At 72.0% G+C, this 20,017-nt stretch carries 17 protein-coding genes; 8 read left to right on the forward strand and 9 right to left on the reverse strand.

The features are described 5' to 3' along the window. Positions 1-730: aminoglycoside phosphotransferase family protein (locus AB0C20_RS26510; RefSeq protein ID WP_357568971.1), on the forward strand; the 730-nt coding region annotated here is incomplete at its 5' end. Positions 731-750: 20 nt separating this feature from the next. On the opposite strand, the gene AB0C20_RS26515 is transcribed toward AB0C20_RS26510, so the two are convergent. The 3 genes from AB0C20_RS26515 to AB0C20_RS26525 all read right to left on the reverse strand — a co-directional run bounded on the left by AB0C20_RS26515 (position 751) and on the right by AB0C20_RS26525 (position 4,116). Beyond that, positions 751-1,926 carry an alcohol dehydrogenase catalytic domain-containing protein gene (locus tag AB0C20_RS26515; protein WP_357568972.1) on the reverse strand — a complete coding sequence of 392 codons (1,176 nt, stop codon included), beginning with the start codon at positions 1,924-1,926 and terminating at the stop codon, positions 751-753. Beyond that, entirely contained in the window at positions 1,923-3,377 is a 1,455-nt protein-coding gene (locus AB0C20_RS26520; protein ID WP_357568973.1) for an aldehyde dehydrogenase family protein, read from the reverse strand. The genes AB0C20_RS26515 and AB0C20_RS26520 overlap by 4 nt, the downstream gene beginning before the upstream one ends. A gap of 82 nt (positions 3,378-3,459) precedes the next feature. After that, positions 3,460-4,116 carry a TetR/AcrR family transcriptional regulator C-terminal domain-containing protein gene (locus tag AB0C20_RS26525; protein ID WP_328655112.1) on the reverse strand — a complete coding sequence of 219 codons (657 nt, stop codon included), beginning with the start codon at positions 4,114-4,116 and terminating at the stop codon, positions 3,460-3,462. 196 nt (positions 4,117-4,312) lie between these two features. On the opposite strand from AB0C20_RS26525, the gene AB0C20_RS26530 reads away from it, so the two are divergent. Together AB0C20_RS26530 and AB0C20_RS26535 are read left to right on the forward strand one after the other, a co-directional pair. Then, positions 4,313-5,485: an acyl-CoA dehydrogenase family protein gene (locus AB0C20_RS26530; RefSeq protein WP_357187112.1), complete on the forward strand. Its 1,173-nt coding sequence runs from the start codon at positions 4,313-4,315 to the stop codon at positions 5,483-5,485. Between the two features lie 88 nt (positions 5,486-5,573). Then, positions 5,574-6,095, forward strand: a complete 522-nt coding sequence (locus AB0C20_RS26535) for a peptidoglycan-binding domain-containing protein (RefSeq protein WP_238682991.1) — start codon at positions 5,574-5,576, stop codon at positions 6,093-6,095. Between the two features lie 49 nt (positions 6,096-6,144). On the opposite strand, the gene AB0C20_RS26540 is transcribed toward AB0C20_RS26535, so the two are convergent. From AB0C20_RS26540 to AB0C20_RS26560, 5 genes are all read right to left on the reverse strand, one after another. Beyond that, positions 6,145-7,182, reverse strand: coding sequence for an aminotransferase class V-fold PLP-dependent enzyme (locus AB0C20_RS26540; protein ID WP_357568974.1), 1,038 nt, complete (start codon positions 7,180-7,182; stop codon positions 6,145-6,147). A 61-nt stretch (positions 7,183-7,243) separates the two neighbouring features. Beyond that, the gene (locus AB0C20_RS26545; protein WP_357187116.1) at positions 7,244-7,780 is read right to left on the reverse strand and encodes a SigE family RNA polymerase sigma factor; all 537 of its coding nucleotides are present in this window, start codon (positions 7,778-7,780) and stop codon (positions 7,244-7,246) included. Then, positions 7,780-8,388: a permease-like cell division protein FtsX gene (locus AB0C20_RS26550; RefSeq protein ID WP_357187119.1), complete on the reverse strand. Its 609-nt coding sequence runs from the start codon at positions 8,386-8,388 to the stop codon at positions 7,780-7,782. Before AB0C20_RS26550 ends, AB0C20_RS26545 begins: the two co-directional genes overlap by 1 nt. Before the next feature lie 89 nt (positions 8,389-8,477). Further along, positions 8,478-10,667, reverse strand: a complete 2,190-nt coding sequence (locus tag AB0C20_RS26555) for an FUSC family protein (RefSeq protein WP_357568975.1) — start codon at positions 10,665-10,667, stop codon at positions 8,478-8,480. Between the two features lie 87 nt (positions 10,668-10,754). After that, entirely contained in the window at positions 10,755-12,167 is a 1,413-nt protein-coding gene (locus tag AB0C20_RS26560) for an FAD-dependent oxidoreductase (RefSeq protein ID WP_357187124.1), read from the reverse strand. 182 nt (positions 12,168-12,349) lie between these two features. Between AB0C20_RS26560 and AB0C20_RS26565 the strand changes: the two genes are divergently transcribed. Continuing rightward, the gene (locus tag AB0C20_RS26565) at positions 12,350-12,988 is read left to right on the forward strand and encodes a hypothetical protein (RefSeq protein ID WP_357187127.1); all 639 of its coding nucleotides are present in this window, start codon (positions 12,350-12,352) and stop codon (positions 12,986-12,988) included. Between the two features lie 238 nt (positions 12,989-13,226). Then, positions 13,227-14,102, forward strand: coding sequence for a DUF4231 domain-containing protein (locus tag AB0C20_RS26570; RefSeq protein ID WP_357187130.1), 876 nt, complete (start codon positions 13,227-13,229; stop codon positions 14,100-14,102). 190 nt (positions 14,103-14,292) lie between these two features. Here the strand turns inward: AB0C20_RS26570 and AB0C20_RS26575 are convergent, their stop codons facing one another. Continuing rightward, a complete protein-coding gene (locus tag AB0C20_RS26575; RefSeq protein ID WP_357187132.1) occupies positions 14,293-15,678 on the reverse strand; it encodes a cation:dicarboxylase symporter family transporter in 1,386 nt (461 codons plus the stop codon). Positions 15,679-15,776: 98 nt separating this feature from the next. Between AB0C20_RS26575 and AB0C20_RS26580 the strand changes: the two genes are divergently transcribed. The 3 genes from AB0C20_RS26580 to abc-f all read left to right on the forward strand — a co-directional run bounded on the left by AB0C20_RS26580 (position 15,777) and on the right by abc-f (position 19,985). Then, the gene (locus tag AB0C20_RS26580) at positions 15,777-17,363 is read left to right on the forward strand and encodes a sensor histidine kinase (RefSeq protein ID WP_357187135.1); all 1,587 of its coding nucleotides are present in this window, start codon (positions 15,777-15,779) and stop codon (positions 17,361-17,363) included. Continuing rightward, a complete protein-coding gene (locus AB0C20_RS26585; protein WP_357187138.1) occupies positions 17,360-18,055 on the forward strand; it encodes a response regulator in 696 nt (231 codons plus the stop codon). The genes AB0C20_RS26580 and AB0C20_RS26585 overlap by 4 nt, the downstream gene beginning before the upstream one ends. Positions 18,056-18,347: 292 nt before the next feature. Continuing rightward, positions 18,348-19,985, forward strand: a complete 1,638-nt coding sequence (gene abc-f, locus AB0C20_RS26590) for a ribosomal protection-like ABC-F family protein (RefSeq protein WP_357568976.1) — start codon at positions 18,348-18,350, stop codon at positions 19,983-19,985. Positions 19,986-20,017: the final 32 nt, after the last annotated feature.

Raw genomic sequence — 20,017 nt, forward strand, 5'->3', positions numbered from 1 at the left:
CGAAGTCGTCGTCGCCCACCAGGAACGGGCGACCCTGCGCGTAGGCGACGTGTTCCTGAAGATCGACACTGATCCGGGGCGCACCGACGTCGAGGTCGAGGCGATGGCGCTGGCGCCGGTCCCGACCCCCGAGGTTCTCTGGCGCAAGCCGCCAGTGCTCGCGCTCGCCGCGCTGCCCGGAACGGCGCTTGGTCGCCTCGGTGAACCGTCGAGCGCGTCGCCGGCGGCGTGGGCCGCGGCGGGCGCCGCCGCTCGGAAGCTGCACGACGCGCCGCTGCCGCCATGGCCCGGCCGCAGCCGCGACGAGTTGACATCGCAGCTCGACGCCGAGTGCGAGTGGCTCGTCGCCAACGGCGTCCTCCCCACCGACCTGGTCACGCGCAACCGCCAGGTCGCCGAAGCGGCGCTCCGCCCCTGGCCCCCGGTATTCACGCACGGCGACCTGCAGATCACCCACGTGTTCGTCGACGGTGACCAGATCACCGGCGTGCTCGACTGGTCCGAGGCGTGCCAGGGCGACGCCCTCTTCGACCTCGCCACCTTGACGCTCGGCCACGAGGAGCACCTCGGCGACGTCCTCGCCGGTTACCGCGCCGACGTCGACCTCGACGTGATCCGCGGGTGGTGGTCCTTGCGAAGCCTGCTGGCGATCCGCTGGCTCGTCGAGCACGGCTTCGACCCGTGGGCACCAGGCTGCGAGGTCGATGTGCTGAGATCGTCGACGCGCTGAGATCGTCGCTCTGACCAGCGTCAGTCCAGGGTGACCACCCAGCGGGCACCCTCGCCCCGCGCCAACCGGTCGAACGCCGCGGGCGCCTCGTCCAACGGAACCGTCCCGCTGACCAGCACGCCCAGATCCAGCGCGCTGTCGGCCAGCTCGGCGGCCAGCACCGGCACCTCCCGGTCCGGATCGGACGAGCCGTACACCGAGGAGCGCAGCGTGCGCGCGGAGTGGAAGATGTCCAGCGCGCCCAGGCTGACCATGTCGTCCTTGGCGCCCATGCCGACCACTGTCACCGCTCCCCCGCGCCGGGTCAGCCGCCAGGCGGCGCGGATGGTGGCGGCCCGACCGACGCACTCGAAGGCATGGTCGACGCCCCGGCTCTCGGTGCGCGCCCGCACCTCCTTGGAGAGCCGGTCGTCGGAGAGCAGGAAGTCGGTCGCCCCGGCGGCGAGCGCCAGGTCCCGCTTCGCCTCGGCGACGTCGATGGCCAGGATCGTCGTGGCACCGGCCCGGCGGGCCGCGCTGAGCACGGCGAGCCCGACCCCACCGAGCCCGACGACAGCGACCGACTCCCCGGGGGCCACCCGGGCGGTGTTCCGGACCGCTCCGACGCCGGTGAGCACGGCACAGCCGAGCAGCGCGGCCTGCTCGGGCGGCAGCCCGGCGGGGATCGGAATGACGGCACGCTCGGGCACCACCACCGCCTCGGCGAGCGCGCCGAGGCCGAGGGTCAGGTGCAGCGGGACCCCGTCGTCGGTCTCGCCGCGCGGCACCGTCGGGGCCGTGGTGTCCGCGCAGAGCCACGGCTCGCCCCGCCGACACCACCAGCAGGCCCGGCAGGCCGGTGCCCAGTTGAGCACTACCGGTGTGCCGACGGCCAGCTGACTTCCCGGCCCGACCTCGGCCACCACACCGGTCGCCTCGTGCCCGAGCACCAGCGGGAACCTCGCGGCGAGGGTGCCGTTGACCATTGACAGATCGGAGTGGCAGACACCGGCCGCCCTGATCGTCACCCGCACCTCGCCGGGGTCGGGCGCGGGCAGGCGTACCCGCTCGACCCGCAGCTCGGCGCCGGACCCGCGCGCGACCAGCGCGCGAACGATGACCGGCGCGGACGCCGGCTCGGCGCCACCACCCGGTGCGGCCGGGGGCAGCTCGGTGCGGCCTGTGGCCGCGGTCGGGGACAGCTCGGGATCGGTCATCGCTGGATCGCCTTCAGCTCGCAGAACTCGTCCAGCCCGTGCATGCCCAACTCCCGGCCCAGGCCGGACTGCTTGTAGCCGCCGAACGGGGCGAGCGGGTTGAACGGCGCACCGTTGATGTCGACGGCGCCGGTGCGCAGTCGCCGGGCCACCGCGAGCGCCGCGTCGGTGTCGGCGGACCAGACCGCGCCGGCCAGCCCGTACTTCGAGTTGTTGGCGATGGCGACCGCCTCGTCGGTGTCGGCGAACGGGATGACGGCGAGCACCGGGCCGAAGACCTCCTCCTGGGCGAGCGCGCTGTCGGGGTGCACGTCGGCGAAGACGGTCGGGGCGACGAAGTGCCCTCGGGTCGGCACCGGGGCGTCGGGCCCGCCGGCGACCAGCCGGGCGCCGTCGGCGAGGGCCCGGTCGATGTGGCCACGCACCCGCTCGGCCTGGGCGGCGGAGACCAACGGGCCGAGCCGGGTCGCCGGGTCGAACGGGTCGCCGAGGCGGTAGCCGGCCACCGCCGTGGCGATCAGGTGCAGGGCTTCGTCGTACCGGTCGCTGTGCACCAGCATCCGGGTCCAGGCGGTGCAGGTCTGCCCGGAGTTGAGCAGGGCGTTGCCGACGCCCACCTTGACGGCGGTGGCCAGGTCGGCGTCGGGGAGGATCACGTTGGCGGACTTGCCGCCCAGCTCCAACGCGACCCGGGCGATCCGGTCGGCGGCGAGCCGCATGATCCGCGTACCGGTGGCGGTGGAGCCGGTGAAGGAGACCAGGTCGACGTCGGGGTGCCCGGCGAGCGCCTCACCGACCACCGGCCCGGTGCCGGGGACCAGGTTGAGCACCCCCGGCGGCAGGCCGGCTTCGGTGACCGCGTCGAAGAGCAGGTACGCGGTCAACGGGGTCAGCTCGCTGGGTTTGAGCACCACGGTGCAGCCGGCGGCCAGGGCGGGTGCGAGCTTCGCCATCACCTGGTGCAGTGGGTAGTTCCACGGGGTGATCGCGCCGACCACGCCGATCGGCTCGCGGACGACGAGGGAGTTGCCGATGCTCTCCTCGACCGGCGCGCGGGCGGCGAGCGCGACGTGGTCGCGCAGCACCGTCAGTGGGAGCCCGACCTGCACCCGGGTGGCGAGCTTGAGCGGCGAGCCCAGCTCCACGGCGATGGTGCGGGCGAGGTCGTCGGCGCGGGCGGTGAGCGCCGCGTGCAGCCGGTCGAGGTGGGCGGAGCGCTCGGCGGGGGTCGCGGCCGACCAGCCGGGGAACGCGGCCCGGGCCGCGGCCACGGCGCGATCCACGTCGGCCGGGGTGCCGGCCGGCACCTGCCCGATCAGCTCCCCGGTGCTCGGGTTCTCCACGTCGATGAGACCGGCGTCGGCGGGAGGCGTCCACTCCCCGCCGACGTGCAGGTGGCGTCGGAGGCGCAGGGAGTCGGGTAACAGCGACGGCGGGGCGGCGAGGTCCATGTCGTCCCTTCGAGGGCGGGCGATGGGCGATGGCGGCGGGGGGTCGTGACGGGCGATGAAACTAGCGCTGGGAGTTTGGACGCTACCCGTTGGGCCGGGCGGACTCCACAGTCTCGACGGTGCGGGTGTACTCGGCGGCCAGACCGTGCAGCAGGGCGTCCAGGCCGAGGGCGAAGGCGCCCTCGTCCACGCTCTGCTGGTGTTCGGCGAGCCGGTGGGCCTGGCGCAGGTGCGGGTAGTGCGCCGCGTACAGCTCCGGGTCCTCGACGAAACCGCGGGCGAACGAGCCGAGCGCCGACCCGGCCACGAAGTAACGCAGCGCCGCGCCGATGTGGGTGGCGCGGGCCGGCGGCCAACCGGCCCGGACCAGCCCGCCGTAGACCGCGTCGGCCATGGCGAGGGCTGCCGGTCGACGACCCGGCCCCTGCGCCAGGTACGGCACGATGTTCGGGTGCGCGGTGAGCGCCCGCCGGTACGACCAGGCCCAGTCCCGCAGCGCGGTGAGCCAGTCCCGGCTGGCGAAGCCGCTGGTGTCGACGGCACCGGTGACCGTGTCGGCGACCGCGTCGAGGATCTCGTCCTTGGTGGCGAAGTGGTTGTAGAGCGAGGGGCCCTGTACGCCGAGCGCGGCGGCGAGTCGGCGGGTGGAGAGCGCGCCGAGCCCGTCGGCGTCGATCAGCGCGAGCGCCGTCTCGACGATCCGGTCGCGGGTGAGCAGAGGCCGTCGAGGTCGGGGCACGTCAGAACTCCTCGGTCTGCGGTGTCCCTCCCCGTGGGAACCACCTGTTCACGCACCCTATCGGGGACCGAGTGCGGGCAGGCGTCACCACGTCGGCCGGAAGAGGGGTCTGGACGAATGAAAACTTACACCGCTAGTTTATGAGGGACCGCCACGGCCCGTGGCGGCGCACCACCACGCCGACCGAGGGGGAACCGTGGACTTCGCACTGTCCGACGAGGAACGCGCCGTCCGAGACACCGTGCGCGCGTTCATCACCCGCGAGGTGATGCCCCTGGAAGCGGAGGTGCTCCGCCGGGAACGGGCGCACCAGCCGGGCCTCGACCACTCCGAGGTGCGCGAACTGCAACTCAAGGCACGCAAGTTCGGCTTCTGGGGCCTGGCCACCCCCGAGGAGTACGGCGGAATGAACCTGCCTGCCGTACTCCAGTCGTTGATCTGGACCGAGCTGGGCCGCACGTTCGTGCCGTTCCGGTTCGGCGGCGAGGCGGACAACATCCTGTTTCACGCCACCGAGGAGCAGAAGCAGGAGTTCCTCATCCCGACCATCGAGGGCGAGCGACGCTCCTGCTTCGCGATCACCGAGCCGGGCGCCGGATCCGACGCGGCAAACATCCGGCTGTCCGCCCGCCGTGACGGCGACGACTGGATCCTCGACGGCGAGAAGACCTTCATCACCGGCGGTCACGACGCCGACTTCGCCATCGTGGTCGCCGTGACCGACCGGGAGAAGGGCGCCCGCAAGGGCGGCGCCACAGCGTTCCTGGTGGACCGGTCGATGGGCTGGCGCTCGGAGTTCATCCAGACGATGGGCGAGGGCGGGCCCGCGTCGCTCATCTTCGACGGCGTACGCGTGCCGCACCGCAACATCCTCGGTGAGATCGGGCAGGGCTTCACGCTCGGCATGGAGTGGATCGGCAAGGGGCGCTACACCATCCCGTCGCACGCCATCGGCATCGCCGAGCGGGTGTTGCAGATGGCCATCGAGTACGCCAACACCCGGGAGACCTTCGGCACGAAGATCGGCGCCAACCAGGCCATCCAGTGGATGATCGCCGACTCCGAGACGGAGTTGGAGGCGGCCCGCTGGCTGGTGCTGCGCTCGGCGTGGACTGTCGACGCGGGCCTGGACCCCCGGCACGCCTCGTCGATGGGCAAGCTCTACGGCGCCGGCATGGTCAACCGGGTGGTCGACCGGGTGCTCCAGATCCACGGCGGCATGGGCTACACCCGGGAGCTGCCGATCGAACGTTGGTACCGGCAGGTCCGGCTGTACCGGATCTTCGAGGGCACCGACGAGATGCAGCGGCTGATCATCTCGCGGGACCTACTGCGCGGCTACACGAAGATCGGTGGCCACCTGGCCTGACGTCGAATGTCCGCCCGTCGTGAACAAAGTAGGTCCGCCGGCCATCTACCCCCATGACAGCTGCCACTCAGCAAAAGGGGGATGTTCCATGCACCTACGAATCAGGGCCGTGGCGACGGCGATCGTCGTCGCCACGGTCGGCGCCATCGCCATCCCGGCCGCGCCGGCCTCGGCCAACGTCAGCCAGGGGTACGTCGCGGGCTCGGGCACCTGGACCGACGACTGGAACGACGAAGGGCCCATCTCCGCGTCGACCCGGTCGTACAACAACGTCGTCGCCATGTGGCAGAAGATCCTGGTTGCCGACGGTTACCTTGCCGCCTCCGGCGTCGATTGCAGGTTCGGTGCGGTGACGACGGCCGCCACCAGGCGGTGGCAGAGCGACAGGGGCCTCGTGAGCGACGGCGTCGTCGGTCCCAAGACCCTAGCCAGGGCAGCAACCCGCCTCAGCACGTACGAGGGCGACAGCTGGTTCTACTACGACGGGCTCGGCAGCAACTTCATCTACTTCGGGCGCCTCGCCAACGGCACGTGGGACATGAGCCTCGGGGTCGACCTGGAGTGGCGACCCCTCTCGTACACCGCGGCGACCTTCGGCGTCTGCTCCTGATGCCGCTGAGGACGGCCGGCCGCGCGGCCGGCCGTACTCGGCGCCGGGTTCAGCCGGTCAACGCCGTGAGCGCGGCGTCCACGTCGGCCTCGGTGGAGTAGATGTGGAACGAGGCCCGGACCCGTCCGGCGCGCACAGCCGCCCGGATGCCGGCCGCCGCCAGGCGCTGCTCCGCGTCCGGCACGTCCACGCTGACGATGGCGCTCTCCCCCGGCGCCCGGCCCAGCCCGGTCAGGAACCGGTTGGCCAGCGCCACGTTGTGCGCCCCGATCGCCGACACGCCGATCTCGGCGACCACCTCCAGGGCGGGTGTCGCCCCGACCCAGCTGAACCAGGCCGGTGAGATGTCGAACCGGCGGGCGTCGTCGGCCAGCCGCAGCGGCGGGCCGTAGTAGGAGGCGTGCGGGTCGCGACCCGCGTACCAGCCCGCCGCGTCGGGGCGCAGCCGCTCACGCAACCCGGGGGCCAGATAGGCGTACGCGGTCCCGCGAGGATTCATCAGCCACTTGTAGCCGCCCACCGCCACCACGTCGGCCCGGCTGCCGTCGAACGGCAGCCAGCCGCACGCCTGGGTCGCGTCCACCGCCACCAGCGCGTCGTGCGCGCGGGCCGCGGCCACGATCTCGTCGTACACCGCGACCGCCCCGTCGGCCGACTGGACCAGGCTGAACGCCACCAGGTCGGTATCGGCATCGATGGCGTCGACCAGCGACTCCAACGGCACCGTGCGGACCGTGACGCCACGCTCCTCCTGCACCAGCCAGGGGAAGAGGTTCGAGGTGAACTCGACCTCGGGGACCACCACAGTGGCACCGGCCGGCAGCGCCGCCGCGACCGGCGCGAGGAGCTGCGACACCGCCGCGCCGACCGCCACGTCACCGACCGGCACCCCGATCAGGTCGGCGAACGCCGCACGGGACCGGTGCACCGACTCGCCCCAGCCCTCCCACGACGTCCGACCAACCCGCCAGGCCGCGAGAGCCTCCTGCAACGCCGCCCACGCCGGCTCCGGCGGCAACCCGTAGCTGGCGGTGTTCAACCAGCCAGGCTCCGGCTGCCACAGCTTCTGCGCCTGCTCGATCTCCATGCCGTCGACGCTAGGCCGAACGACGCGCGACGGGCACTGCCAATCGGCGATCGGCGGCCTGTCAGATGCGGACGAAGTCCTGACCGAGCAACGCCCGCAGCCTGGTCAACGCGCGGGCGTTCTGCATCTTGACCACCGACACGGAGACGTCGAGGGTGCTGGCGACCGCCTCCACGCTCTGATCCTCCCAGTGCCGGAGCACCACGATGGCCTGGTCACGGATCGGCAGGGTGGCCAACGCCTGGAGCAGGGCGACGTGCAGCTCCGTGGTGTCGTCGGGCCGTTGCGGCGGCCCCTCCGGCAGCTCGGCGAGCACGACCTCAGCGGCGCTGCGCCGCTTGTTCTGGTCGAAGACCGTGTTCATGAGGACCCGACGGCTGTACGCCTCGAGGTTCGCGGTGTGCCGGATCCGGCCCCAGTTCGCATACATCTTCGCGAAGGTGGTCTGGGTCAGGTCCTGGGCGAGGTGCCAGTCGCGACACATCAGGTAGGCGGTACGCCGCAGCCTCGGTGCGGCGGTCTCGACGAAGGCGGTGAACTCCACCTGCCGGGCGGTCTGCTCACGCCGTCGAGCCGCGCCCCAGCGGGCAGCCGCCATCAGTCGACCGCCGACGCGCTGGTGCCGGCCGGGCAGTCGATGCCGATGACCTCGTCGACCCCGAGCGTGCGTTTGACGCGCTCCGCCAGCTCCGCGTACCGAGTCCGCACCACGAACGTGATCCGGAACGACTCCGGCAGTTGGCTGGGCACGATGTGGTCGACGAGTTCGGGTGTGTCCGCGTACACAGTCTTGAGCTTCTTCAGCGCTTCTTCGCGGCTCTGAAACACCACGGTCGCGACCGCCGGGTCCGCGTCCAGCACGTGCTTGACCACGCCGCGCTGCTGATCGGTGATCTCGGGAGCGAGGTAGACCGCGGCGTCGGTCGCGGTCTCGTCAGCGGGGGCCTGGCACTCCCTGTTCACGAGCATGCCGAACGCCGCCGGCACCGTCGGTGGCGGCGCCGACCGCTGCGGCGGTGTCGCCACGTTCACCACCCCCACCGCCGCGACGGCGACCACGGCGGCGGCACCTGCCGCCACCAGCCGTTGTCGGCGTCGACGCAGGCCGGTGCCGACGGCCACCGCGTCACCGACCAGGTCGTCAAGGGGTAGTTCCGGCTCGTCGGCGACAGCGCGGTCGAAGAGCACCCGCAGGTTCTGATCCATGTTTCCTCCCGTGGCCCCCGGTGGGCTCCCACAGGTGTTGACTGGTTGGCCCACCGGATCGGTCACATCGACGCCGCACGGCACCGGCCTCACCGCTTCCGGCGGCGCCCGATCGACTCGTCGGCAGTGGGCAGGGGGATCCGGGCGAGGCTGTCGGCGAGGCCTGCGAGCCACCTGTCGACCTCCACCAGGTGCCGGACCGACTGATGGTCGGCCTCGCCGAGGAGCGGACGGATCCGGTCCAGTTGGTCGACGCAGGTGCTCGAGACCGGCGCCCGGTGCGATGTCCGGCTGTGGGCGACCTCGTCGGCGAGGGCGTCGTACGCCGATCGCAGGCGCCCGGCGGAGTCCCGCAGCAGTGCCGCCGCCCCGGGCCAGCCGGCGAGGCAGCCGGGAGGGTTGCGGCGCAGCAGCGACTCCGCGCCGGGCACGACGTGGTGCCCGGCGCTCAGCACGGCGTCCCAGTTCACCTGTTGACGGTGCGGATCGTGCCGCTCCGAGTGGTACTGGCAGTACGACGAGTCGATCAGGACCATCCGGCGACGGACCCGGGCGAGGGCACGCGCGGGTGGCGGGGCATCGCCGAGCATCGACTGGACCGTCTCTTCGACAGCGTCCGCGCTGGCCGCCAGGTAGCGGGTGGCGTTGTGCCGCAGGTCGTGGCCCGCACCGCGCGGCCAGATCGCCACCCCGGCGAGCACGCCGATCACCGCGCCGAGCAGCACGTCGACGAGGCGGGCCTCGGCGAGCCGCCACCCCTCCGGGCTGAGCTGGGCGAAGACGACTGTCAGCAGCAGTGTGAACAGCGCCTGCTGCCACACCGGACCGAGTATGCGGCCGACGCCGAAGGCCAGCAGCAGGGTGATCGGCAGGACGATGGCGTACACGATCGGCTCGTCGACGACGAGCATCACCCCGCCGCTGACGACCGCACCGATGATCGTGCCCAGCACTGCCGGCCGCAGCGCCGTGCGGGTGTCGGCGGCCGACGTGCGCAGGACCGTGAGGGTGGCCAGCAGCACCCAGAAGCCGTGGGTCAGCTGCAACACCCCGGCGGCCACCCGGGCGATGGCGAGCGCCACTGCCAGCCGCAGCGAGCTGTGCAGGTGGGCCGAGCGCGGCGCCAGGTGGGAGCGAAACTGCCACCAGTACAGCGTCCACGGGCTGCGCCGGGCGTACGCGAACAGCTCCGAGGAGGCGTCGTCGCCGCCGAGCCGCGCCCCGGTGGCCACCCGGGAACCGACGACGAAGACCCGCACCTGGTCCGCGAGGGCCAGCGCGGTCGCGTCCCGGCACAACCGGGGTACGTCCGGCACGTAGCGGACCTGATCGGATCCCACCGGGTACGCCGCCTCGGCTCGTCCGACAGCCACGTCCACGTTGGCCGGGGCCGCCGCCGGGGCACCCCGTGACAGGCTCCGGCCGGCCGCGCGGGTGGTGTCCGCGCACGAGCGCAGCAGACGCGCCGCCGCCAGGTCCGGGATCGGCTCCGGCGGGGCGTCCGCCGCCAACCGGTTCGCCTCGGCGAGCACCTCCCGTAACGCGGCAGCGCAGATCCGCAACGCCCGATCCTGAGCGCCCGCAGCGGTGGGCGCCCACGCCGGAGGGCTGCGGTTCAGCTCGATGGCCGCCACCACGTCGTACGCCCGCTCGCGCCGGGCGTCCCGATCAGCCGCGCCGGCGTGCGGGTCGGTCAACCGCTCGGCGGTGGCGTCAAGGAAGGCGGCGACGCCGTCCGCCGCGTCGGCCAAACGCTGCCGGTACGAGACCGGCACCGGGTCGGGCCAGAGAAACACCTCGGCCGCGGCGAGCAGCACGACGGCGAGGGTCACCCCGCCGAGTCGCTCCGGCAGGGTGCCCGGCTGGTACGGCGGGAACGACGCCAGGATGTAGAAGAGCTGGAACGCGCTGGCCAACCCCACCAGGCGCGGGTTGCCGACCCCGGCGAACGCCACCACGAACCCGACGACCAGCATGCCACCGGCGGCCGCCCAGGTGCTCCACGCCAGCAGCGAGCCCGCCGCGATCAGCGCCCACACCACCGGCAGCGACAGCACGAGGATCCGCGCCCGTTGCGGCGCCGGACCAGGTAGCTGCGCGAACGACCCGGCGGCGATCGCGCCGAACAACCCGTACGTGGCGAGCGTCGAGCTGCCCGCGCCGTACCGGCAGCCGTAGAAGACGACTGACGCGACGAGCGTCAGCCGGGCCGCGCGTCGCAGGATGGCGTCGCCCGGGTCACGGCGGCGAAGCCGGCCAAGGAGGCTGGTTCCGAGCACTCCCGCTCCCCCGGTTCGTCGCAGCGCCCCTCCCCGGCCCACCATTCTCCACCGCACCCCGCTGTGGGCGGCGGGTTTGGCGACGAATCACCGCCGGGCGCCGCCGAGCAGGCCGAGCCGGAGGGCCCGGAACAGGGTGCCGGGGCGGCTCAGGGCTGCCGGGTGGTCGAGCATTGTGGTGACCCGCCCCAGCCGGGCGTTGAGCACCGGGTCGGTCAGCGACGCCCGGAAGAGCAGCTCCCCGAACCACTTGGTGACCTTGTAGCCGGGCGGGTACGGCCCGTCGACGTGCGGCAGCTCGATGTCGGCGGTGGTGGAGATCTGCCAGGCGGCGTCGACCACCACGCGGACCTGGTCGAAGTACCCGTGCGCGGGCTCGTCGTGCGGCTCCGGACCGGAGCGCAGGTACTTCGACAGGCAGGAGGCGTGCAGTGTCGCGGAGGTCATGCCCTGGCCGTACACCGGATTGAAGGACGCGACCGCGTCGCCGGCGGCGACCAACCCGGCGGGCAGACGCTCGAGCTTGTGGAAATCGCGGCGTCGGCTGTCGGCCTGGTGGTACGTGACCACCCCGCCGAGCATCTCCCCGCGTTCGGCGATGTCACCGAACATCTGCGGGTAGTGCTCCCGGCAACGGGCTGTGAAGTCGGCGACGTCGCGGCTGGGCCGGTCCCCGTCGTAACCGGCCACCAGCATGATCCAGCGGTCCCCCTCGACCGAGTTGATCCCACCGATCCGGGCGGTACGCCCCTTGCCCGCCATGGTGTGGAAGACCGCCACCCAGGCGTCGCTGACCAACTCGTCGCGCTTGAAGAGCGCCGTGGCGTAGTTCAGCTTGATCGGCATGCGGTGCAGCGGCGGGCGCGGCCACCCGTGCTCGGCCAGCCAGTCGCTCAACCGGCTGGACCGCCCCATCGCGTCGACCACCAGGTCCGCCGCTTCGACGACGGGCTCGGTGCCACCCTCGGGCACGTACCGGGCGCCATTGACCCGCCGCTCGTCGAAGAGCAGACCCTCCGCCCGGCCGTACACCATGCGAATGTTGTCGACGGCGAGGGTGCGTCGGCGGACCAGCGCCTCCAGGAACGGACGCGTGGTGATCAGCGCCGGCCCGGTGCCGGTCGCCGCGGGCGGCAGACCCAACATGCCGTTCACGAAGACCTTCGCCGTGCCCGGGTCGTGCGGTGGTGGAGGGGCACCGAGCGCGAGCGCCTCGTCGGCGATGCCGGGGAACCAGCGCTCCAACTGGACCTGACCGGCGGGCAGCAACGCGTGCACCTGGCTGCCCTGGGGCACACCCGGCCGTGGACCGGCGTCGACATCGGACGGATCCCGCTCGATGATCAGCACTTCCTCGGCGTGGTCGCTCAACACCCGGGCCGCCAGCAACCCGGCCATGCTGCCACCGAGCACCACCGCCCGTCGCATGACGACTCTGGTCTCGGCGGGTGGTTCGGCCGTCGCTATCTCGGCGAAGAGCCGGGACGGAGAGGGGGGCATGCGATCACTCCTCGAACGGTCGGGAACCTCGGCATTCACGACCGTAACCACCTCAGCCCCTGCCGTCAGCGCTCAGTTGGCCCGCCACGTCGAGTTCGCGCCCCGGGTGCGGTGGTCAGATCCGCCGCGGACCCCTGCTGTTCAGGGTCGCGCCGGGTCCGGCGACCAGCTATGCATATCGGATGAGTGCCTATGCCGGTGCGACCCAGCCTCCGCAAGCCCTGGCTCTCCCGGAGCCCGGGGCGGGCGGCCGGACCACACCGATCGCCTGGTGGGGCTTCCTGTGCCTGACGGTGGTCCTGTCCGCCTGCACGCCGGCAGGTGACCCGCGCCAGCGCGCAACGCCGCCGACCAACCGCGCAGCGCCGTCGACGGGCGCCAGCGTCGGTGGGCCACCGTGCACGCCGTCGGTCGACACGCTGCCAGCACCGCCAGCGGGCTACCGGTTGGTGGGCCAAGACGTGGCGGTGCCCGACGCCCCCGTGCTGTCGGCGGAGGCTTCCGGGGAGGCCGATCCGGCGGCACGGCTGTTCGCCAAGTGGGGGCTCGTCGTCCGCGCCGGCACGGTCGTCGACCTGCGGGTGGCGTCGGGCTGGCAGGACAAGGCCCGGCTCGGTTGGGGCGGCACCGGCACGCCCGCGGCGGCCGTCACCGTGCACGCCTGCGCGCCGGAGGGTGGGCAAACTCAGTGGATGGCCTTCGTCGGCGGCACCTGGGTCGCCCAGGCCGCCTGCGTACCGCTCATCGTGACGTCGAACGGCCAGAGCGACCGCGTCAACCTCGGCATCGGCGTCCGCTGCGACAAGACCACCACGCCGTAGCCCCCCCAGCACGGTTGATCAAGAGCTGTGCGTCATCCATCCCGGGGTGTCGTGACGCAAACCTCTTGATCAACGGGGAGCAGCGGTAGGGAACGACGCCGGACGGGATGGGCGTCGTTGCGGGCGGTCCGGGTGGACGGCTAGGTCTACTGTCTACACCGCCTACGTACCGACTGTTCGCCGGGAACGCTGCTCAGCCCCGCCAACGCCCTGGACGTTCTGTCGAGAGGTCAACGACATGCTGAAGGCCGAGGATCTTCCCCCGTTTCAGCGCGCCGTGTCCTACGAGTCGCAGCGCGGCCAACGCGTGTACTCCACCCTCATCGCGCTGCGGCTGTCCCTGCTCCTGGTGGCCGCGATCGCGGGAGTCGCCACGTGGAAGCTCGACAATTTCGCCCCGGGCCCGGCGCTCGCGGCGGGCGCCTTCGCCGCCACCTCGATCGTCGAGGTCTTCCTCCTCAGCAATCGCCCCAATGAACGGTGGTACGTCGGCAGAGCCCTCTCCGAATCCATCAAGTCGCTCACATGGCGATTCACCACCGCGGCTGATCCTTTTCCACGAGGAGTGCGAAGCGACTCGGACAGCGCCGAGGAATTCACCAACCGACTGTTGGGCCTTACCCGAGACATGTCGGCCGCCGGGTTGGCGGCCCCGGCGGTGGCCGGGCAGCAGATCACGGAGGGAATGCGCGCACTACGCGCCACCTCCCTTGAGGAACGCCGCGCCGCGTACCTGACCGGCCGTCTCGACGCCCAACGAGCCTGGTACGCCGATCGATCACTGTCGAACAGGGCGCGGGCGACCCGCTGGTCGGTCAGCATGCTCGTGATGGAGATAGTCGGGGTGACCCTGGCCGTGTCGAGGGCCGCCGGGCTGACCGACCTCGACCTGCTCGGAGTGGCCGCCGCGGCGGTCGCGGCCGGCGCGGCCTGGACGCAGACACGGCAGCACGGTGCGGTGGCCACCGCCTACGCCCTGGCAAGTCAGGAGCTCGCCGCCATCGGGTCCCTCGCCACCCGGATCAGCTCCGAAGCCGAACTGTCGCGGTTCGTGAACGACACGGAGACGGCGATCTCCAGGGAACACACGATGTGGCGAGCACGCCGACGCTGACGCCTGGACGCACCGACCACCGCCCACTGGTCTACTCGATTTGCAGGACGTCGCGGTGTCCGGGCGCCTTGGATGCCCCGATTTTCAGGAAGCCGTGTGGATCACGGCCGGAGGGGGCGCGGCGGCGCTGCGCTGCCGGACCGGGGTCGCTGCGACACTCGGCCGCCGCGACCCCGGTGCACACCGTGACTCAGGCCGGGGCTCCGGCTGGCGTGGCCTCCTTCTCGTCGGGGCGGGACGCCGCCTCGTCGTCGTCGTGCTCGTCGACCATGGTGGCCTCGTCGAACGGGTCGTTGCCGCTCAGCACCGCGGTCGCCCGCTCCCGGTCGAACTCACCGGTCCAGGTGCCCACCAGTACTGTCGCCACCGCATTGCCGGCGAAGTTGGTCAGCGCCCGAGCCTCCGACATGAACCTGTCGATGCCGACGATCAGCCCGACCCCGTCGACGAGGTCCGGCCGGTGCGACTGGAGGCCGCCGGCCAGCGTGGCCAGCCCGGCGCCGGTGACCCCGGCGGCACCCTTCGACGCGATGATCATGAACAGCAGCAGCGAGATCTGCTCGCCGATGGCCAACGGCTTGCCCAGCGCGTCGGCGATGAACAGCGACGCCATGGTCAGGTAGATCGCCGTACCGTCCAGGTTGAACGAGTAGCCGGTCGGCACCGTGATGCCGACGACCGGCTTGCTCACGCCGAAGTGCTCCATCTTGGCGATCAGCCGCGGCAGCGCCGACTCCGACGACGAGGTCGACAGGATCAGCAGGAACTCCCGGCCCAGGTAACGCAGCAACGAGAAGATCGAGATCCGGGCCACGAACCACAGCAGCGCGCCCAGGAACACCAGCACGAAGATCAGACAGGTGGCGTAGAAGCCCACCATGATCTGGGCGAGGCTCTTGAGGGCGTCCACGCCGGTCGCGCCGACCACGGCGGCCATCGCGCCGAACGCGCCGATCGGCGCCAGCCACATGATCATGGCGAGGACCTTGAAGACGACCCGCTGGATGACGGTGATGGCGCTGAGCACCGGCTCACCCCGCCGGCCCATGGCCTGCACGGCGAAGCCGACCAGCAGGGCGACCAGCAACGTCTGGAGCACCTTGCCCTCGGTGAGCGAGGAGAGCAGCGTCGTCGGGATGATTCCGAGCAGGAAGTCGGCAGTTCCGGCGGCCTCGTCGCCGGCGGCGGCCTTGCCGGAGCCGACGAGGTCCGGGCCGAGGTTCAGGCCCGAGCCGGGGTGGATGAGGTTGCCGACGACCAGGCCGATGGCGAGCGCGACTGTCGACATGGTCAGGAAGTAGCCGAGGGCCAGGCCGCCGACCTTGCCGACCTTCGCGGCCTGCCGGACCGAGCCGACGCCGAGCACGATGGTGCAGAAGATGACCGGGCTGATCATCATCTTGATCAGGTTGACGAAGCCGGTGCCGATCGGCTTGAGTTCCTTGCCGAAATCGGGGGCGACCAGGCCGACCACGATGCCGGCGGCCACGGCCACGATGACGGCCAGATACAGGTAACGGGTACGGTCCCGGCGGACCGCCGGTGCCGGGGTGGTGGCGGATGCGGTGGTGTCCATGTCGACAATGTGAAGCGCGTCTCACCCGTTGACAGCCTTGCGGTCATTCTGTTCACCGCGATGGCAGAAGCGGTGGCGCGGCGAGGGAGGTGGTGAAGGTGGCCCGACGCCAGTGGAGCATCGCGGGGCAACTCTTCGCCCTCCAGGCGATGGTGGTGACGCTGCTCGTGCTGGCCGGCGCGGCGGGCGCCGTCTGGCTGGCCCGCAGCGACTCCCGCCAGGCCGCGCAGGAGGAGGTGCTCGCGGTGGCGCAGACAGTGGCCGGATCCCCCGACGTCCGCGCGGCCCTCACGACCGCCGACCCCGCCAGGGTTCTCCAGCCGTACGCCGAATCGACCCGGCAGGCCACGGGCACCGACTTCGTGGTGGTGATGGCTCCCGACCGCACCCGTTTCTCGCACCCGACCCAGGACCGGATCGGCGAGCCGTTCGTCGGTGAGATCGGGCCCGCCCTGGCGGGCCGCGCGTTCACCACCACCAACGTCGGGACGCTGGGCGAGTCGGTGCGCGCTGTCGTTCCGGTGTACGACGAGCAGCGACGCCTCGTCGGTCTGGTCTCGGTGGGCATCACCACCCGCGAGATCGACAAGAAGCTGCTCGGCCAGTTGCCGGTGCTCTTCGGTGTGGTCGCGCCGGCTCTGGCGCTCGCCGCGACGGGCTCCTGGCTGCTCAGCCGCCGGCTCCGTCGCCAGACGCACGGTTTGGGGCCGGCCCAGATGACCCGGATGTACGAGTACTACGACGCCGTTCTGCACTCGGTGCGCGAAGGTCTCGTCGTGCTGACCACCGATCGTCGAGTGGCGCTGGTGAACGACGAGGGCCGCCGGCTGTTGGGGCTCGACGCGGACGCGCCGGTGATCGACCAGCCGGTGGCCGGGATCGACCTGCCGCCCGCGGCGGCCGAGTTGCTCGACTCCGGGCGCGACGCCCGCGACGAGCCGATCGTCGCCGGTGACCGGGTGCTCGTCGCCAACCAGCGGACCACCCGCTTCGAGGGCGCGGTGCTCGGCACCGTGCTGACCCTGCGCGACCAGACCGAGCTGCGCACCCTTGCCAGCGAGCTGGATTCGGTGCGCGCGTTGACCGAGGCGTTGCAGGCGCAGACCCACGAGTCGGCCAACCGGCTGCACACGGTGCTGACCCTTGTCGAGTTGGGCCGCGCCGACGAGGCCGTCCGGCTCGGCACCCGGGACCTGGCCCTCGCCCAACAGCTGACCGACCGGGTGGTCGGCGCGGTGACCGAGCCGGCGTTGGCCGCTCTGCTGCTCGGCAAGTCCGCACAGGCCGGCGAGCGCGGAGTGGATCTGGTCATCGAGCCGGACTGCCGCCTCGACGACAGTCCGCTGCCGACCGGTGACCTGCTCACAGTGGTCGGCAACCTGGTCGACAACGCCCTGGAGGCGGTGGCCGGTACGCCGACGCCACGCCGGGTGCGGGTCTTCGTCGGCGCGACCGACGACGAGCTGGTGGTCCGGGTGGCCGACAGCGGCCCCGGTCTGGCGCCGGAGCGGGTCGCCGACGCGTTCCGGCGCGGCTGGTCCACGAAGAGCACCGGCCGGGGCCTCGGCCTGGCGCTGGTCGGCCAGGTGGTACGCCGGCACGGCGGTAGCGCCGAGGTCGGTCGCTCCGACGACGGCGGCAGCCTGTTCACCGTCCGGCTGCGGGGCAGGATCGAGCGGTCATGACCGCCATCCGGGTGTTGGTCGTCGAGGACGAGCCGCTGCTGGCAGAGGCGCACAGCGCGTACACCGAACGGGTTCCCGGTTTCGTGGTGGTCGGGGTGGCGCACACCGCGCGGGCGGCGATGGCGGCCCTGCGCGCCAACGACGGCGGCGACGTGGACCTCGTACTCCTTGATTTTCGGCTGCCCGACCTGCACGGCCTGGACGTCTGCCGGGCGCTGCGCGCGGCCGGCAGCAACGTCGACGTGCTCGCCGTGACGTCCGCGCGGGACCTGGCGGTGGTGCGTACCGCGGTGTCTCTCGGGGTGACCCACTACCTGCTCAAGCCGTTCACGTTCGCCGCGTTCCGCGACAAGCTGGAGCGCTACGCCGACTACCGCGCCCAGGCGCTCGCCGACGGCGAGGTCGCCGCCCAGCACGAGGTGGACCAGATGTTCGCCACTCTGCGCGGCACCGCCGGGCACAGCCTGCCCAAGGGGCTCGACGCGCAGACCCTCGATCGGGTACGCGCCGCACTCACCGACGGCACCCGCGCAGAGGTCGGGCTGTCCGCGACCGAGGTGAGCGCGCTGACCGGCATCTCCCGGGTGACCGCCCGCCGCTACCTGGAGTATCTGGTCACCGTCGACCGGGCCGCCCGCACGCCCCGCTACGGCACCCCCGGCCGCCCCGAGGTCGAGTACCGCCCCCGCTGAGCGGGGCGTAACTCCGCCCCGACACCGGCCGCGAGGTGCCACGATCGGAGAGCTGACCGGAACGCGGTGGCGGGGCGGAGATCCGTTGTTAGACTCATCGGGCTGGGTTAGCGATACGACCAGGGAGACCAGACATGGCGGGTGACGACGACATCTCCGGGTGAGACCGGACATGTTCGGCCACCGGTTCGGCGCGCGTAGGCGCAGCCGCCGTGGCCATTTGTCGTTCCACCGGTTCCCGTTGTCGTCGGGCGGCTGAGGCACGCCCACCCCACCCTTTGAGGTCACTCGCATGTCTGATGCGTTCATTGTCTGCTCGAACCTGTCCTTCTCCTGGCCGGACGACACCCCGGTCTTCTCGGAGCTGTCCTTCACCGTCCCCGGCGGTCGCACCGGCCTGGTCGCGCCCAACGGCGCCGGCAAGAGCACCCTGCTGCGGCTGATCGCCGGGGAGCTGCCGCCCAGCGGCGGCAGCGTCACCGTCGACGGTGTGCTCGGCTACCTCCCGCAGACGCTGCCGCTGGTCGGTGACCTGAGCGTGGCGCAGGTGCTGGGGGTGGCCGAGCGGATCGCGGCGCTGCACGCCATCGAGGCCGGCGACGCCAGCGAGGAGCACTTCGCCACCATCGGCGACGACTGGGACATCGAGGAGCGCACCCGCTCCGAGCTGGACCGGCTCGGCCTGGGTGAGCTGTCGCTCGACCGCCGGCTGCACACCCTCAGCGGCGGCCAGGTGGTCTCCCTCGGCCTGGCGGCGCAACTGCTGCGCCGCCCGGACGTGCTGCTGCTCGACGAGCCGACGAACAACCTGGACCTGGAGGCCCGACACAAGCTCTACGACGTCCTCACCGAGTGGTCCGGGTGCCTGCTGCTGGTCAGCCACGACCGGGAACTGCTCGACCGGATGGACCGCATCGCCGAGCTGGACCAGGGCGAGATCCGCTGGTACGGAGGCAACTTCACCGCGTACACCGAGGCCGTGCAGGCGGCGCGGGAGGTGGCCGAGAGCAACCTGCGCAACGCCGAGCAGGAGGTCAAGCGGGAGAAGCGGGAGATGCAGCAGGCCCGGGAGCGGGCCGACCGGCGGGCCAGCAACGCCTCCAAGAACCTGAAGAACGCCGGCCTGGCCCGGATCGTCGCCGGTGGGCTCAAGCGCAGCGCGCAGGAGTCGGCGGGCAAGGCGCAGGAGACACACGCCGGCCGGCTCGGTCAGGCCAAGGCCCGACTCGACGAGGCCGGCCGGGCGGTACGCGACGAGGACCGGATCGTCGTGGACCTGCCCGACACCACAGTCCCGGGCGGGCGCACGGTCTTCTCCGGCCACGGGATGCGGGCCCGCTTCGACGACCGGGAGCTGTTCGGCGGCGACGGCGCCGACCTGGTGATCCGGGGGCCGGAACGGATCGCGCTGACCGGGGCGAACGGCGTCGGCAAGTCGACCCTGCTGCGCCTTGTCAACGGCGACCTGCAACCGTCCGGCGGCGAGCTGAAGCGCGGCGAGGGACGGATCGCGTACCTGTCGCAGCGGCTGGACCTGCTGGACCTCGACCGCACGGTGGCGGAGAACTTCGCCGCGTACGCGCCGAGCCTGCCGGACGCCAAGCGGATGAACCTGCTCGCCCGGTTCCTGTTCCGGGGCGCCCGGGTGAACCTGCCGGTCGGGGTGCTCTCCGGCGGTGAACGGCTGCGGGCCACCCTCGCCTGTGTGCTCTGCGCCGAACCGGCGCCGCAACTGCTGCTGCTCGACGAGCCGACGAACAACCTGGACCTGGTCAGCGTGGGTCAGTTGGAGAGCGCGCTGTCGGCGTACCAGGGGGCGTTCGTGGTGGTCAGCCACGACGAACGGTTCCTCGCCGAGATCGGCGTGCAGCGTTGGTTGCGGTTGGCCGACGGTCAACTGCGCGAGATCAGCGCGCCCGAGCGGGACTGAGCCCTGCGGTCCGGCCGGCGCCCGCCGGCCGG

The organism is Micromonospora sp. NPDC048843 (assembly GCF_040649965.1).
Lineage (GTDB): Bacteria > Actinomycetota > Actinomycetes > Mycobacteriales > Micromonosporaceae > Micromonospora > Micromonospora hortensis.